Below are 15,121 nucleotides of genomic sequence, written 5' to 3' on the forward strand. Positions count from 1 at the left end.
CTATCCCGCCTATACGACGGCCCGCCGCGCTTAGGGGAGCGACGCCAGCATGAGCAATACCAACATCCTCCTGGAATCCGGCACCAACGAACTCGAAATCGTTGAATTTTATCTGGAGGAACCCACCCCTTCCGGCAAGACCTACACCGGTTATTACGGGGTCAACGTGGCCAAGGTGCTGGAGATCATCCGCCTCCCCAAAGTCACGGAGATGCCGCAAACGCCCCATCCCTGCGTGCTGGGCACCTTCAATCTGCGCGACAAGGTCGTGCCGCTGGTGGACCTCAGCCTGTGGCTCGGCAAGGACCGCTCCCACAACGCCTCGGACAAGGTGGTGGTCACGGAGTTTAACCGGGTGGTCAGCGCCTTTCGTGTCTCCGGCGTCACCCGCATCCATCGCCTCAGCTGGGAACAGATCGAACCCCCAAGCATCCAGGTGCAGACCTATTCCGGCAACTCGGTCACCGGCGTGGTCCAGCTCGACACGCGCGTGGTTTTCATCCTCGACATGGAAAAGATCGTGGCCGATCTCAACCCGGAGCTGGCCCTCAAGGAACTCGACGAGGTCGTCTTCGTCGAGCGGCAGAAGGAACTGCCGGACAAGGACATGATCTTCAAGGCGCTTATCGCCGACGATTCCACCACCATCCGCCGCATGATCGGCACGTCGCTGGAAAAAGCCGGTTTCGAGGTCACCCGCACCATCAACGGCCGCATCGCCTGGGACCAGCTCGTTGACTGGAAGGATGCCGCCGCCAAGGAAGACCGGCCCATCACCGATTTTTGCCATATCCTCGTGTCCGACATCGAAATGCCGGCCATGGACGGCCATAGCCTCACCCGCAAGGTCAAGGAGGACCCTGTCCTCAAACGCCTGCCGGTGATCCTTTTTTCCTCGCTCATCACCGACAGCCTGCGCCACAAAGGCGAAGCCGTCGGGGCCGACGATCAGGTGTCCAAGCCCGAAATGCTCCAGCTCGCCGAAAAAGCCCGCGCCCTGGCCTGGGAACGCCTGGCCCACGGCGAATAGCAGAATTCACGATGCTCCGGGAGCCGGGGCCTTAGGCCCCCGGCCCCCGAAAGGGATGCGGCAGAAGTCAGGCCGGGGCTGTTTCGGGCGTCTGGCCGGCTGGCTCGAACAATTCCCGCCGCACCCGGTCGCGTTCGCGGTCGATCTGCTCGGCGCTGGCGCCCAGTTCACGCAGGAGATACGTGGACATGGCCAGCGCCACCTCGCCCTCGCCGGAAAAAACCGCCTTCGCCCCTTCCTGGCGCAGCGCCTGGGCTTCGCGCAGGTAGCCGGTCCGACTGACGATGCGTATCTCCGGCCGCAGTTCCAGGGCGGCCTCCACGATCTCCCGCGCCGGCAGGTCCGAAGCCGTGATGAAAAGGCTGGCCGCCGTCTCGACGCCGGCATGGAGCAATATCTCCCGGCTGGCAGCGTCGCCGTGCACCACCCGCTTGCCGGACGCGGCCAGGGCGCGCACGGTGTCGATGTTCATCTCCACTACCACCGGCTCTATGCCGTTATCGGCCAGAATGCGGCACAGCGTGCTGCCCACCGGCCCATAGCCGACCACGATGGCGGACAAACTGCCGCCGGCCGCCTCGGCCGCGTCCTCGGCCGTGAGCCGTACTGTCCGGCCCCGTCCCCGGGTCAGGCGCGCGGCCAGGGGGGCTACGCCCTGATACAGCCAGGGGTTGAGGATGATGGACACCACCGAGGCGGCCACTAAAGCCGTGCCCGCCTCCTTGGGCAGGATGCCCAGGCTGGTGGCCAGCGTGGCCAGGATAAACGAAAATTCGCCGATCTGGGCCAGGGCCGCCGAGACCGACAAGGCCACCACCAGGGGCCGGCCCAAGGCCAGCACCACGATGAGGGCGGCTAGCGGCTTGCCCACAAGCACGATGCCCAAGGTCGCCAAAGCCAGTGGCCACTGGGTCACCAACGCGGCCGGGTCGAGCAACATGCCCACGGACACGAAAAAGAGCACCGCAAAGGCGTCGCGCATGGGCATGGCGTCCGAGGCCGCCCTGGCCCCGAATTCCGACTGCCCCACGATCATGCCGGCCAAAAAGGCCCCCAGGGCCATGGACGCCCCGAAAAAGACCGCCGCGCCGACAGCCAGTCCCAGGGCCGAGGCCAAGACAGCCAGGGTGAACAGCTCGCGCGCCCCCGTGCGGGCGATGTGTCCGAAAAAGCGCGGCAGCAGGTAGCGGCCGGCCACGGCCGCCACGGCGACCAGGGCGAAAAGCTTGCCGCCGGCCACGGCCAGGGTCCGGCCCAGGCCGGCATCGCCCGCTCCCGGGCCGTAAAGCGTGGGCAAAAGCACCAACACCACGATGGTGAACAGATCCTCGACAATGAGCCAGCCCACGGCAATGTGCCCGGTGGGGGTGTGCAGGGCCTTGTTGTCGGCCAAGACGCGGGTCAGCACCACCGTGCTGGCCACGGAGATGGCCGTGCCGAAGACCGCCCCGGCCGTCCAGGACCAGCCCAGGGCGTGGGTGACCACCGTCCCCAGGACCGCCGAGGCCGCGATCTGGGCCACGGCCCCGGGCACGGCCACGCCGCGCACGGCCACGAGGTCTTTCAAATGGAAATGCAGTCCCACCCCGAACATGAGCAGGATGACGCCGAGTTCGGCGAACTGGTTGGCGATGGAGCCGTCGGCCACAAATCCCGGGGAAAACGGACCGATGCAATAGCCGGCCACGAGGTAGCCGACGATGGGCGACAGCGACAGGCGCTTGGCCAAAAGCCCCAGGGCCAGGGCGGCCACCAGACCGGCGGCCAGGGTCACGATCAGGTCAATGTCGTGCGGCATCAAGCCTCCTTGCCGCAACAATCCTCTCCGGGACCGGCTCCGCCGGCATCCCGCGCATCATGCTGCATGTTTATGGCGGGCCGGGGCTGGCCCAGCCCGCCCGGTTGTCGATCAGAGTTGCAGAAATTCCTTGCTGCCGCACAGCGGACAGCAGGTTCCGCCCGGATGTTTCGTGCCGCAGGAAGCGCAGGCCACTTCCACATCCCCGCCTTCGGGATGCTTTTCGCCGCACAGCCGGCAATGGGTGAAATCCGGATCGTTTTCGGCCTGACACTTGGGGCAGGTCCACGGGGTGCGTGGGTCGGACATGGCTGGCCTCCTGCGTGTTGCGCGGCGCTGCAAGCCCCGCGTTAGAGCCACCCTACCTGAAATTGTCGCCAAAAGCCAAGCCGCCGCCATTTTTGCCGCGCACCGGCGCATTGACACCCCAGCCCGGCCTCCGGTAGGCCCTAACCCATGCACGACGCGCCGCCCTCTTCCGAGGCTGAACTCGCCGCCGGCCAGGCCAAGCGCCTGCAAGAGGCGGTGGAGAGCCTTTTTGCCTGCTGCCAGACCCGCATCGCCCTGCAAAGCGAGCGATTCGATCTGCCACCGGCCGCCATGCGGGCGCTCATTGCCCTGGGCGAAACCCGCTATCTGGCCCCCGGCGAACTCGGCCGCCGTCTTGGCGTCACCAAAAGCCGCGTCACGGCGCTCACCGCCGACCTGACCCGCCGGGGCCTCATCGAACGCCGCCCCGACCCGGCCGACGCCCGGGTGACGCTTTTAAGCCTCACCCCGGCCGGCAAGCGCGTGCGCGAGGAGGTCCGGGAATTCCTGGCCGGCCTGTTCGCCGCCATGCTCGGCCAGGTGGACCCGGCCCAGCGCGAAGCCCTGCTCGCCTCCCTGGACATGCTGCGCCGCTGCATGGACGTCGTGCGCGCCGACATCACCGGCTAACCGTCGCTCGCCCCTGCTCTTTGCCCTTTATTGGCCCCAGCTCTTGGGAGCCACTTCACAGCATTGCCCCTTTGCTTCATAGTGCGGCCCATGGAAATTCCCGTTCTGCCCGACGTCACCGTCGTTTTCGGCTTGGCCGTGGTGGTCATCCTGGTCTGCCATCGCCTGAAGGTGCCGGCCATCGTCGGCATGTTGCTGACCGGAATGCTCTGCGGCCCCCATGGCCTGGGGCTGGTCCGCTCGGCCCACGACGTTGAAATCCTCTCGGAAATCGGCGTCATCATGCTGCTTTTCACCATCGGTCTGGAACTTTCCCTGGCCGACCTGTCGCGCCTCAAACGCCCGGTCTTCATCGGCGGGTCGGCCCAGATGGCCCTCACCTGGGCCGTGTTTTTCGCCGTCCCCTATTATCTGCTGGATTTCTCCGGCGGCTCATCGGTGCTCATCGGCATGTTGGCCGCCCTGTCCAGCACGGCCATCGTGCTCAAAACCCTGCAAGAGTGTTCCCAGATGGAGGCTCCCCACGGCCGGGTGAGCCTGGGCATCCTCATCTTCCAGGATTTGCTGGCCGTGCCCATGATGCTTGCCGTGCCGTTGCTGGCCGGGCGCACCTTTGGCTTTACCAATTCCATCGTCTACACCGTGGGCAAGGGCGCGCTGATCCTCGTGCTGCTGGTCTTTTTCGCCAAAAAAATCATGCCCGGGCTGCTCCTTTCCATTGTCCGCACTCGCAGCCGCGAACTGTTCCTCATGACCGCCCTGGCCATCTGCATGGCCGTCAGCCTGCTTACCGCCTCCATCGGCCTGTCCCTGTCGCTGGGGGCCTTCCTGGCCGGGTTGCTCCTGTCCGGCTCGGACTACCGCGAAAATCTCCACGAAGCCGTGCTGCCCTTTAAGGACGTCTTCACGTCGCTGTTTTTCATTTCCATCGGCATGTTGCTCAACGTCGGGTCGGCCTCGGCCCATCTCGGCGAAGTGATCGTGGCGGCTCTCCTGCTGCTGGTCACCAAGGCCGCCCTGGCCGGCACGGCGGCCCGCATCCTGGGCTACCCGACCCGCACCGCCGTGCTGGTCGGCATGGCCCTGTGCCAGGTCGGTGAATTCTCCTTCATCCTGGCCAAGACCGGTTTCGACAAGGACGTCATCTCCGAGCATTTCTACCAGAAATTCCTGGCCGCCAGCATCCTGACCATGGTGTTGGCCCCGTTTTGCATCACGCTCGCCCCGCGCATCGCCGCCCTGGTCTGCCGCTGGCTGCGGGTGTGCGACGCGCCAGACGAATTGCCCGCCGCCCACTACAGCAACCACCTCATCATCCTGGGCTTCGGGGCCGGCGGCCGCCAACTGGCCCGGGCAGCCAAAAACGCCGAAATCCCCTACGTCATCCTGGAAATGAACCCGGACACGGTGCGAAACGAAGCGAAAAAGGGCGAACCCATCCTTTTTGGCGACGCCTCCAAGCCAGGCGTACTGTCCCACATCTGCGTCCAGGAGGCCAAAGCCCTGGCCGTGGTCATCTCCGACGCGGCCGCCTCGCGCCGGGCCGTGGAAATCGCCCGCCAGGAAAACCCGGCCCTCTACATCGTGGCCCGCACGCGGTTCAACACCGAAATCACCGCCCTGCTCGACCTCGGAGCCAACGACGTCATCGCCGAGGAATTCGAAGCTTCGCTTGGCGTCTTCACCCGGGTCATGGACAAGTTCATGATCCCCCATGACGACATCGAGAGGATGGTGGCCGACATCCGGCGCGAGGGCTACAAATCCATGCTGCCGGGCAGCTTTGACGAACTGGCCGTCCATGTGCCGGACAAGTCCCTGGCCGGGCTGCACGTGGCGGTGTTCACGGTGGATACGGCCTCGCCCCTGGCCGGCCGGTCGCTCATGGACGTGCACCTGCGCCGCGAACACGACCTGACCGTGGCCGCCGCAAGGCGCGGCGACGAATTCGTGCCCAACCCCGACGGACCGTTCGTGCTGTCGGCCGGCGACCGGCTCTACGTCATGGGCACGGCCGAGGCGTTGAAAAAGGGCGCGGGGCTTTTTCGGGGAGCTTGAGAAGAAAGAAGAAAGAAGAGGCCTCCAGCGGCCAAAGGGGCTGAGCCCCTTTGGAAACCCCACCTGGGGGCCGGCGGTCAGCTCCGTAGGATGAATGCTAGACGGGCCGCCGCCAGATCGAACAGCGCGTGGCCCACGCTTTTAAAGACCACCGGCCCGGCCGGGCGCGGCGGCGCGCCGTCCAGCACGTCTTCCAGGGGCGTCACGCGCCCCCAATCCACGCCGGCCCGCAGATAATCCCCGGCCTCGGCCTTGGCCGCGGCCAAATCATCGACAAATAGCGACGCCCGCTCCACCAGCGAGGCCGGCAGCTCGGCGGCTTGGGGCGTAAACGACCCCACCGCCGCGACAAACGCCTCGTCCCGGACGTTGTCGGCAAGGACCGGCTCGGCGCTCGTCGTGGCCGTGACGATGAGTCCGGCCCGGGCCGTCAGCCGGTCGCGCTCGCCCGGGTCGGCCGTGACGGCTACCGTCACACCCAGGGCCGCCAGCTCACTGGCCGCCGCCGCAAGCCGGGCCGGGTCGCGGCCGCACAGCACGATTTCCCGCACCCCAAGGCCCTGCCAGAAAGCCGCCGCATGGCCCCGCGCCTGCACCCCGCTGCCGACGACGACCAGCGGCCCGGCCGGTTCCTTGGCCAGCCGCCGCGCGGCAAGCAGCGTCACCGCCGCCGTGCGCCGGGCCGTGACCGTGGGGCCGTCCAGGCTTCCCAACCGCTCGCCCGTGGCCGCGTCCAGCACCGTCACCTCGCCCTGGATCACCGGCCGCTCCCGGTTGCCGGGATGCACGGTGATGGTCTTGACCACGGCCATGGCCCCGTCCGCCGCCGGCATGCACAAAAGCACCCCGCCAGGCACAGGCACGGCCAGACGCTCAGGCGCGAAGGCCTCGCCGGCCTTCCTGGCCCGCAACACGTCGGCCACGGCGTCCGAGAGGGCAAGATAATCGAACAGGCTGGCGACAGGGGGTGTGACGGTGGTTGCGGCGGTGGACATGGGGGAAGCCTCCGGCGGCCGGGGGGATGATCCCCCCGGACCCCTGCAACGGGGAAAGGGTTTAAGGGGGCCAGCCACGCGCGGTAGCATTTATGGTCGGCGCAAGCGCTTTGACTTGCCGGCGACGGAATCGGCATTCGCCAATTTCCGGCGGCCAAGGGGTCCACGCTTTGTCACCCTACCGACGCTTGAAACGGATGGCAAACCGCCTGTCAAAGCGCCGCATTCAACAAAAAGGCCGGAGCGCCATCGACGCCCCGGCCTTGCATAAGCCAATCCCATTTGCCGCGCGTTGTCGTCCGCGCCGCCAGCCGGCATCAAGCCGGCCAGATTCCCCGAGAAAACTCAGGCTCGCCGCCTAGGCCTCGTCCTTCTCGGCCCTGTGTCCCACCAGCCAGGTCTGCAGCTCGTCCATGTAGGTGTAGAAACACGGCGTGAGATACAGCGTCACCATCTGGGAGATGACCAGGCCGCCGGCGACCACGAGGCCAAGCGGCTGGCGGGCGTCGCCGCCAGCCCCCATGCCCAGAGCGATGGGGAAGATGCCGGCGATGGCCGCCACCGTCGTCATCATGATGGGACGAAAGCGGACGACGCAACCCTCGAACACGGCGTCAAAGGGCGACTTACCCTCTTTCTCGGCCTCAATGGCGAAGTCGATGACCATGATCGAGTTCTTTTTGACGATGCCGATGAGCATGATGATGCCGATGAAGCCGTAGAGGTCGAGTTGTCGGCCAAAGACCAACAGCGTGAGCAAGCCGCCAAGGGCCGCCGAGGGCAGGCCGGACAGAATGGTGATGGGGTGGATGAAACTCTCATAGAGGATGCCGAGAATGAGGTAGATGATCATGATGGCCAAGAACAGCAGAAACGGCACGCTGGCCAGGGATTCCTTGAAAGCCGTGGCCTGGCCTTCGAAGATGTAGCTGATGTTGGTCGGCAGCTCCTGCTTGGACAGGGCTTCGATGGCCGTGACGGCCTCGCCGATGGAATAGTTGCCGGCGGTGTTAAAGGAGATGGTGACGGAAGTGAGCTGGCCGGTATGGTTGACGACCAGCGGCCCGGTGTCTTCGGTCATCTTCACCAGGCCGTTTAAGGGCACCAGCACCGGCGTGCCGTCGGAATTGGTCTGGTTGGTGCGCACGTAGAGCTTGTTCAAAAGGTCCGGCCGGCGCTGGTACTCGGGCTGCACTTCCACGATGACCTTGTAGGTGTCGGTGGAGCCGTAGAGGTTGGTGAGCTGACGCGCGGCGTAGGCGGTCATGAGCGCCGTTTCGATGGACGAAGCCGTGACCCCAAGGGCTTGCGCCTTGTCGCGGTCGATGTCGATGCGCACCTGGGGACCGTCGATCTGCATGTCGGTGTTGACGTCGGTGATCTCTTTGAGCTTGCGCATGGACATGGCCATCTTGCGGGCCACGGGATAGAGCTCGCCGGGATCGGGCGAGAGCAACGTGTACTGGTAGAGCGCCTTGGTCTGCTTGCCGCCGATCTGGATGGAGGGCGGATTGTACATGAAGACGAAGAGATCGGGCACCTCGGCCATCTTTGGGCGCAGGTCGTCGATGATCTGCTGGGCGCTGCGCTTGCGATGCTCCATGGGGGCCAAAAGCGGGAACATGGCGGCGTTGTTCATGGAGGTGTTGGGACCGCCCACGCCCACGACGCCGATGAACTTGAACACGTCAGGGTCGGCCATGAACACGCGCCCGACCTTGAGCACCCGGTCCTTCATGGTCTCGAAGGAAGCCGACTGCTCGGCCATGCCGAAGGCGTAGAAGATGCCGGAGTCCGTGGCCGGAATAAAGCCCGTGGGCACCACGGTGAACAGCCAGAAGGTCAGCCCCAGGATGGCCATGGACAGGATCATGACGAAAAAGCGGAACCGCAGGGCCAGATGCAGCGACTTCTCGTAACCGTGCTCGATCCATTTAAAGATCTTGCCGGACTCGGAGATCTTACCCGACAGGAACCGGCTGCACATCATGGGCGTGAGCGACAACGTGACAAAGCCCGACACGAGGATGCACAGCGTGATGGTGATGGCCATTTCGTTGAGCACGCGCCCGAGGATGCCGGCCATGAACATGATGGGAATAAAGACCACGGCCAGGGACAGGGTCATGGAGATGATGGTGAAGCCGATCTGGCGCGCCCCGTCCAGGGAGGCCTGCATGATCTTTTTGCCCATCTCGGTGTGGCGCACGATGTTTTCGATCATGACGATGGCGTCGTCCACGACGAACCCGACGGCCAGGATGATGGCCATGGCCGAGAGGTTGTCGATGGAAAACCCGAAAAAGACCATGAGCGAGAGCGTGCCGATAAGGGCCGTGGGCAGGGCCAGGCTGGCGATGATGGTGGCCGGCAGGTTGTTGAGGAACAGGTAGACCACGATGACGACCAGGGAGATGGACAAAAGCAGGGTGAACTGGACGTCGTCGATGGCTTCCTTGATGGACTTGGAGCGGTCGTAGAGGAATTCGAGCTTGACCGAGGGCGGCAGCGTTGCCTCGATGCTCGGGATCATGGCCCGGATGGCGTCCACCAGCTGGATGGTGTTGGTGCCGGCGGCGCGTTTGACGGCGATGACGATGCCTTGCTGCTGGTCGAAAAAGGCGGCGTTTTTGTCGTTTATCGTGGAATCGATGGTCTGGCCCACGTCCTGCAGCCGCACCGGGCTGCCGTTTCGGTAGGCGATGATCTGGCGGTTGTAGGCTGTGGCGCTGGTCAACTGGCCCTGGGCCTTGATGGTGAACAGGCGATCAATGCCGTAGAGGGAGCCGGTGGGCTGCAGCACGGTCTCGTTATTAAACGCGTTGGCCACTTCGTCGATGCCAATCGACAGGGCGGCCAGCTTGTCGGGGTTGACCTGGACCCGTGGCGAATAGGTCTGGTCGCCGTAAACGGCCACCTGGGCCACGCCGTTGATCATGGAGATGCGCTGGGCGATGTAGACCTTGGCGTAGTTGGTGACGCGGAACAGCGGCATGGTGTCGCTGGAGACGCGGATATAGATGATGGGCATGTCGGCCGGGTTGACCTTCTGGAAGGTCGGCGGGCTCGGCATGTTGGTGGGCAGGCTGCCCTGGGCGGCGTTGATGTAGGTGAGCACGTCGGTGCCCGCGCCGTCGATGTTGCGCGACAGGTCGAACTGCAGCGTGATGGTGGTGGTGCCCAGCGAGTTGGCCGAGCTCATGGACTGCAGGCCCGAGATCGAGGTGAACTGGCGCTCCAGCGGCGTGGCCACGGCCGAGGCCATGGTTTCGGGGTCGGCGCCGGGCAGCGAGGCCGTCACCTGGATGGTGGGGAAGTCGATGCTCGGCATTTCGCTGATGGGCAGCGAGAAATACGAGACAATGCCGAAGAAGACCAGCGCGGCCATCAGCAGCGTTGTCGCCACCGGCCGCTTGATGAAAAGATCGGTCATGACTGGTTCCCCTACTCGGCCCCGGCAGCGGCATCAGACTTCTTGACCTTGTCCGCCACTGCCTGGGGGGAAACCGGCCCTTCCTTGTAGGTCGTCCCATCCACGATCTTGATGGGCACGCCCGGGAACAGCTTGATCTGGCCCGAGGTGATGACCTTTTCTCCGATGGCCAGCCCCTTTTCGATGACGGTCTGGTCCACGATCTTGCGACCGGCCGTCACCGGGCGGATTTCCACGGTGTTGTCGGGTTTGGCAATAAAAAGCGAGGCCCCGGATTGGGTGGCGACCACGGCGCTGGACGGCACGAGCAGCGTGTCGGCGGTCTGGGCCAGGACCACCGAGGCGTCCACGAACTGGCCGGGCCACAGGGCGCGGTCGGTGTTGGGGAACACGCCCTGCAGGGTGATGGTGCCGGTGGAAGTGTCCACGGTGTTGTTGATGACGTTGAGCACGCCCTTGGCGGCCACTTCCTGGCGGCCGGGATAACGGACGTCCACGGTGAGCTGCCCCTTGGCGGCGTAGGCGCGGATGTCGGGCAGATATTTTTCGGCCACGGCGAACTGGACGTTGATGGGTTCGATCTGGTTGAGGGTGATGATGACGTCCTTGTTGGCCTCGATGAGGTTGCCGGTCTTGTACTGCTGCAGGCCGACCACGCCGGTGCAGGGCGCGTGGATGTAGCAGTAATCGAGATTGACCTTGGCGTTGACCACGGACGCCTCGTCCACCTTGACCTGTTCGTCGGCCTGTTGCCAGGCGGTGCGCTTTTGCTCGTAGTCTTCCTGGCTGACCACGGCCTGGGCCACCAGGTCGCGGAAACGCAGCCAGTCGCGTTTGGCCTGCAGCGCCGTGGCCCGGTCCCGGGCCAGGGTGCTCTTGGCCTCGTCAAGTTTGGCCTTGTAGGAGTCGGGATCGATGACGAGCAGCAACTGGCCTTCCTTGACCACGTCGCCTTCGGCAAAAAGGGTCTTTTGCAGCACGCCCGTGACTTGGGAGCGCACGCTCACCGTGCGCACGGCATAGACATGGCCGATGCCGTCCACGGCCAGGGGGGCGGTGGTGGCCTTGGCCTCCATGACCGTGACCTCGACCGGGGTCGGTTTTTCGGCCTGGGGCTTTTTCTTTTCGCATCCGGCCAGCAGCGCCGAGAGGACAAACGCCAGCAAAACGGCGGCACAGGCGCTGGACCGGGCGGCCGAGCGGGAAATCGTGACAGGCATGGATGCGGTCTCCTCTCGTTGGCGTCGCGGCGCGACGCACCAGGCCCAAGGGGCGGATGCTACGCGACACAGCGGGGCAAATGCCATCCCTCTCCCGCACATGCCTGCGAAAGTCAAGGGATTAACCAGAGTTGTAACGTGCCGACGCCGGATCGGCCAATACTTCGCTTATTGGATGGCCTGCTTGCCCAGATACGGCCCATAGAGTTGGGCTCGGTATTCGGTGTCGACCAGCCGGCGCAGCAAGGCCACGTTGACGGACTTGCGCAACAGCGAACCGCGCGGAAAGGCAAAACCGTAGAGCTGCGGATCGAAAAAGCCCGGCAAAATCCGCACGTCGCCGGTAAAATCCCGGTGCTGGTAGTAATGTAAAATGGGCTGGTCGTGGACAAAGGCGTCGAGATCGCCGTCCACCAGGGCGGTGAGGCCCGCGTCCACCGTCTGATACCGGCGCACGCCGATATGGCCGGCCACCAGCTCTTCCTCGGCGGCGCTGTCCTGCAACACGCCTACCCGCACCTTGGGCAGATCGTCCGGGCCATGCACCCGGCCGGTCAAGGTGTCCACGGTCAGCGACGAGGTGATGCCGGCGGTGAAGGTGGCCAAAAGCGCCACCGAAGCAAACATCCAGACCATGGCCAGGGCGCGTCCCATGAAGGTTTTGGGCGTGGCGTCGCCGTAGCCCACCGAGGTCATGGTCACGGCCGACCACCACATGCCGTCGCCTATGCCCTTGCCGCCGGGCCGGAAATGCTCGGGATTGCGCCGCCGCTCCAGCAGCCAGACCCCGATGCCGACCAGCAGCAGCAGTGCCAGCAGGGAGCCGACGTAAAAGAGCACCTGGGAAGAAAATATGGCGTCCACGACGCGCTCGACGGCGCTTTCCGCCACGGCCGGCACGGCGATGCCCAGGCCCGAATAGTAAAAGGGCTGGGAGAAATCCATCTGCGCTTCGCGCTCGGGGGTCAGGGACAAGGCGGAAACGCCCACGTCCACCTCGCCCCCGCGCACGGCGGCGAGCAACGCCTCCAGGCCGTATTCCCGGGTGGTGAAGCGCAGGCCCAAATCCTGGGCCACGTCCTCCCACAGGTCGTAGGCCACGCCGATGTAGTTGCCGTTGGGGTCTTTTTCCACAAACGGCGGGGCAATGACCACGCCCACGGTCAGGGTGCGGCCGGCAAAGGACGGATCCACCGGTTCGAGCTTGGACTCGCAGGCCCCCTGCCCGGCCACGGCCAGCACCAACGCCGCGCATCCCAGGGCGGCCAGAAGAAGTCGGCGCATTATTCCTCGCCTCCCGTCGTCGGCGTCGGAGCCGGCCAGCGCCGCCTGGCGTGGACCCGCCGCAACAAACGCACCTTGCCAAACACCTTGCCGCGCTTTTGCCGCAGCTCCTCACGCTGGGCTTCGAGCTGCATGGCCTCGGTGCCCTTGGGCTTGTACTTCACCTTCACTCCCTGGAACGGCACGAGAACCTTGTTGTCCTGGAACACCTGGTCAATGGTCGTGGACAGTTCGGACTGCACGTCGAACTTCTTGATGAAGTTGTCGATCCACACTTGCAGGTCGAACTCCAGGCCCAGCCGGCCGAAGGTACGCAGCAGCACCTCGGGCGGCGGATTTTTGAGCACGTCTTTGTGCTCCTTGGCAATGCCGAGCAGGAGCTTGCGGACCTTCTTGATCTTGGTGCCCGGGGCCACGGTGACCGGGATGGTCAGACGCAGGGTGGTCCCCTGGTAGGAGAGATTGACGATCTCGCCGCGCAGGAAACTCGAATTGGGGATAATGACCGTGGTGTTGTCCAGGGTGCGCACGATGGTGTTTCGCACCGAAAGGTCCACCACCTCGCCAAGGTTTTTGCCCTGCTGGATGATGTCGCCCTTTTTCACCGTGCCGCCGAACATGATGATCAGTCCGCTGATGAAGTTGTTGACGATGTCCTTGAGGCCAAAGCCGATGCCCACGGACAGGCCGCTGGCGATCCAGGTCAGCGCGCCCAGGGGCACGGCGAACAGATGCAGGGAGAAAAGAATAAACAGCGTCCAGGTGATGTAGGAAAAGGCCGCGCCCACGGTATGGGCCAGCCCCGGGTCCATGGGCTTGCCCCGGAAATTGATGAAGGTAAGGGACTCCTGGAACCAGGCCTGGACGAGGCGCAACAGGAAAAAGCTGATGACCAGCCCCGAGACGGCGTCCAGGGACACCGTGGCCTTGCCCACGGAAAAGGTCATGGCGAAAACGTATTCCATAAGCCCCGGGCCGCCCATGAAGAGCAGCACCCAGGCGATATAGAGCGCCGCCAGCACCGTGACGGCCAGGGGCTGGGCCAAGTGGGCGATGGAGCGCGTCCGGTCGGCCGCCATGGCCCCGAGCCAACGCTGGACCGCCCCCGAGACGTAGACGGCCAGATAGAGCATGAACACGGCCTGCACCAACATGATGGCCTGGGGGCCGAAGCCGGCCAGGGCCGCCACGCCCGAGATCAGGAGCAGCCACACCACAGGGCAGCGCCAGCCCAGGCCCCGCGTCAGCCGCCAGACGCCCAGTCCCGAAACCACCGGCCACACGGCGCAGGCCGCCGAGGCCGGCAAATTGAAGATGTCCAGCGAGACCCCGGCCAAAAAGCAGCCAAACAGCACGGCCAAGACGCTGCCGCCGCCGGACAGGCGGTAGAGGCCGTAGGCCAGGAAGACGACCCAGACCAGGGAGGTGAACTGGTTGCCGACATAGAGCAGCGAATGGCGGGCCAGAAAAAAGCCCAGGCCAACGGCCAGACAGGCCAAGCCGGCCCGGCGCGACGGCCAGGTCTCCGAACGGCGCAAGGCCAGAAAACGCACGGCCCAAAAGGCCAGGCCGGCATAGACCGTACCCAGCAGGAAAAACGTCCCCCAGGGCGTAAACCGCAAAATAGGCCCCCAGAAGCGCGGCGAGGCGTCGGCCCATTCGACGACATCGTCCAAAAGACCCATCACATTGGCTGGATGCAGCAAGGACCCGGCGGATTGGAGATAGGTCTGTCCGAAGACGGCGATGAACCGGTCGGTCTCATCGTTGCGTGCAGCGGCGATGTCGGCGGTCAGGGCGTCGGCCTGGGCCAGGGCGGCGTCGACGTCCTCCTTGACCGCGTCCACGGCGTGCTTGAGTTCCTTGAATTCCCGGCCCGGTCCGGCCAGCTCTTCGTTTATGAGATCGGCGTATTCCCGGCTGGCGTTTTGGGTCCTGATCTGGCGCAGGGTGGCGTATTCCTGCTTGGTGCGGGCCAGGGCGTCGCGGATGTCCTCCAGGGGGCCGCGAGCCACGTTGACCGCCTTGTCGAGTTCGGCCAGCTCCATGAGCAGGGTGCGCGAGGCCCAGGGCGTGTCGCCGGCCACGCCGCGCAGCAGCAGGAGCTGGTCCAGCCGGCTGCTGACCTGGGACAGATCCGTTCCCAGAGCGTTCTTGATCCCCGGCAAATCCCGGTGCAACCGGTCGAGTTCCTGACGCTTGAGCACCACGTTTTGCGACAACCCGTCGGCAATGGACCGCCACAGCTGTTCTTCGTCCGTCGCCGAGGCCCAGGCGGCCTGCCACAGGAGGGTCGTCAGCAACAGGCCGATGACCCCGAACGCCGCCCTGATTCCGGCGTTTTTCCAGACCCGACGCCCCATG

The 15,121-nt window shown here is 65.0% G+C and carries 10 protein-coding genes; 3 read left to right on the forward strand and 7 right to left on the reverse strand.

Features of this window, described 5'->3' with window-relative positions; all coding sequences use genetic code 11:
• The first annotated feature begins 49 nt into the window (after positions 1–49).
• Positions 50–1,030, forward strand: a complete 981-nt coding sequence (locus C3Y92_RS13060) for a chemotaxis protein (protein WP_129353198.1) — start codon at positions 50–52, stop codon at positions 1,028–1,030.
• Between the two features lie 67 nt (positions 1,031–1,097).
• Here C3Y92_RS13060 and C3Y92_RS13065 read toward each other — a convergent pair whose 3' ends face one another.
• Together C3Y92_RS13065 and C3Y92_RS13070 are read right to left on the reverse strand one after the other, a co-directional pair.
• Positions 1,098–2,828, reverse strand: coding sequence for a cation:proton antiporter (locus C3Y92_RS13065; RefSeq protein ID WP_129353200.1), 1,731 nt, complete (start codon positions 2,826–2,828; stop codon positions 1,098–1,100).
• 111 nt (positions 2,829–2,939) lie between these two features.
• On the reverse strand, positions 2,940–3,137 hold the full coding sequence (locus tag C3Y92_RS13070; RefSeq protein ID WP_129353202.1) for a double zinc ribbon domain-containing protein: 198 nt from the start codon (positions 3,135–3,137) through the stop codon (positions 2,940–2,942).
• 147 nt (positions 3,138–3,284) lie between these two features.
• Here C3Y92_RS13070 and C3Y92_RS13075 point away from each other — a divergent pair, with 147 nt between their 5' ends.
• Both C3Y92_RS13075 and C3Y92_RS13080 read left to right on the forward strand, forming a co-directional pair.
• On the forward strand, positions 3,285–3,767 hold the full coding sequence (locus tag C3Y92_RS13075; protein WP_129353204.1) for a MarR family winged helix-turn-helix transcriptional regulator: 483 nt from the start codon (positions 3,285–3,287) through the stop codon (positions 3,765–3,767).
• 90 nt (positions 3,768–3,857) lie between these two features.
• A complete protein-coding gene (locus C3Y92_RS13080) occupies positions 3,858–5,825 on the forward strand; it encodes a cation:proton antiporter domain-containing protein (protein ID WP_129353206.1) in 1,968 nt (655 codons plus the stop codon).
• 77 nt (positions 5,826–5,902) lie between these two features.
• On the opposite strand, the gene C3Y92_RS13085 is transcribed toward C3Y92_RS13080, so the two are convergent.
• From C3Y92_RS13085 to C3Y92_RS13105, 5 genes are all read right to left on the reverse strand, one after another.
• Complete coding sequence (locus C3Y92_RS13085; protein ID WP_129353208.1) at positions 5,903–6,820, reverse strand: delta(1)-pyrroline-2-carboxylate reductase family protein; 918 nt, start codon at positions 6,818–6,820, stop codon at positions 5,903–5,905.
• Positions 6,821–7,178: 358 nt separating this feature from the next.
• The gene (locus C3Y92_RS13090; RefSeq protein WP_129353210.1) at positions 7,179–10,253 is read right to left on the reverse strand and encodes an efflux RND transporter permease subunit; all 3,075 of its coding nucleotides are present in this window, start codon (positions 10,251–10,253) and stop codon (positions 7,179–7,181) included.
• Positions 10,254–10,264: 11 nt separating this feature from the next.
• Positions 10,265–11,473 carry an efflux RND transporter periplasmic adaptor subunit gene (locus C3Y92_RS13095; RefSeq protein ID WP_129353212.1) on the reverse strand — a complete coding sequence of 403 codons (1,209 nt, stop codon included), beginning with the start codon at positions 11,471–11,473 and terminating at the stop codon, positions 10,265–10,267.
• Between the two features lie 168 nt (positions 11,474–11,641).
• Positions 11,642–12,757: a transporter substrate-binding domain-containing protein gene (locus C3Y92_RS13100; RefSeq protein ID WP_129353214.1), complete on the reverse strand. Its 1,116-nt coding sequence runs from the start codon at positions 12,755–12,757 to the stop codon at positions 11,642–11,644.
• On the reverse strand, positions 12,757–15,120 hold the full coding sequence (locus C3Y92_RS13105) for a mechanosensitive ion channel family protein (protein ID WP_129353216.1): 2,364 nt from the start codon (positions 15,118–15,120) through the stop codon (positions 12,757–12,759). Before C3Y92_RS13105 ends, C3Y92_RS13100 begins: the two co-directional genes overlap by 1 nt.
• Position 15,121: the final 1 nt, after the last annotated feature.

It is taken from the genome of Solidesulfovibrio carbinolicus (assembly GCF_004135975.1).
Taxonomy (GTDB): Bacteria; Desulfobacterota; Desulfovibrionia; order Desulfovibrionales; family Desulfovibrionaceae; genus Solidesulfovibrio; species Solidesulfovibrio carbinolicus.

Excerpts from the sequence above, each read along its gene's own strand:
- C3Y92_RS13065 (WP_129353200.1), bottom strand. The coding sequence starts at position 2,828 with ATGCCGCACGACATTGACCTGATCGTGACCCTGGCCGCCGGTCTGGTG.
- C3Y92_RS13070 (WP_129353202.1), bottom strand. The coding sequence starts at position 3,137 with ATGTCCGACCCACGCACCCCGTGGACCTGCCCCAAGTGTCAGGCCGAA.
- C3Y92_RS13100 (WP_129353214.1), bottom strand. The coding sequence starts at position 12,757 with ATGCGCCGACTTCTTCTGGCCGCCCTGGGATGCGCGGCGTTGGTGCTG.
- C3Y92_RS13095 (WP_129353212.1), bottom strand. The coding sequence starts at position 11,473 with ATGCCTGTCACGATTTCCCGCTCGGCCGCCCGGTCCAGCGCCTGTGCC.
- C3Y92_RS13080 (WP_129353206.1), top strand. The coding sequence starts at position 3,858 with ATGGAAATTCCCGTTCTGCCCGACGTCACCGTCGTTTTCGGCTTGGCC.
- C3Y92_RS13105 (WP_129353216.1), bottom strand. The coding sequence starts at position 15,120 with ATGGGGCGTCGGGTCTGGAAAAACGCCGGAATCAGGGCGGCGTTCGGG.
- C3Y92_RS13085 (WP_129353208.1), bottom strand. The coding sequence starts at position 6,820 with ATGTCCACCGCCGCAACCACCGTCACACCCCCTGTCGCCAGCCTGTTC.
- C3Y92_RS13060 (WP_129353198.1), top strand. The coding sequence starts at position 50 with ATGAGCAATACCAACATCCTCCTGGAATCCGGCACCAACGAACTCGAA.
- C3Y92_RS13090 (WP_129353210.1), bottom strand. The coding sequence starts at position 10,253 with ATGACCGATCTTTTCATCAAGCGGCCGGTGGCGACAACGCTGCTGATG.
- C3Y92_RS13075 (WP_129353204.1), top strand. The coding sequence starts at position 3,285 with ATGCACGACGCGCCGCCCTCTTCCGAGGCTGAACTCGCCGCCGGCCAG.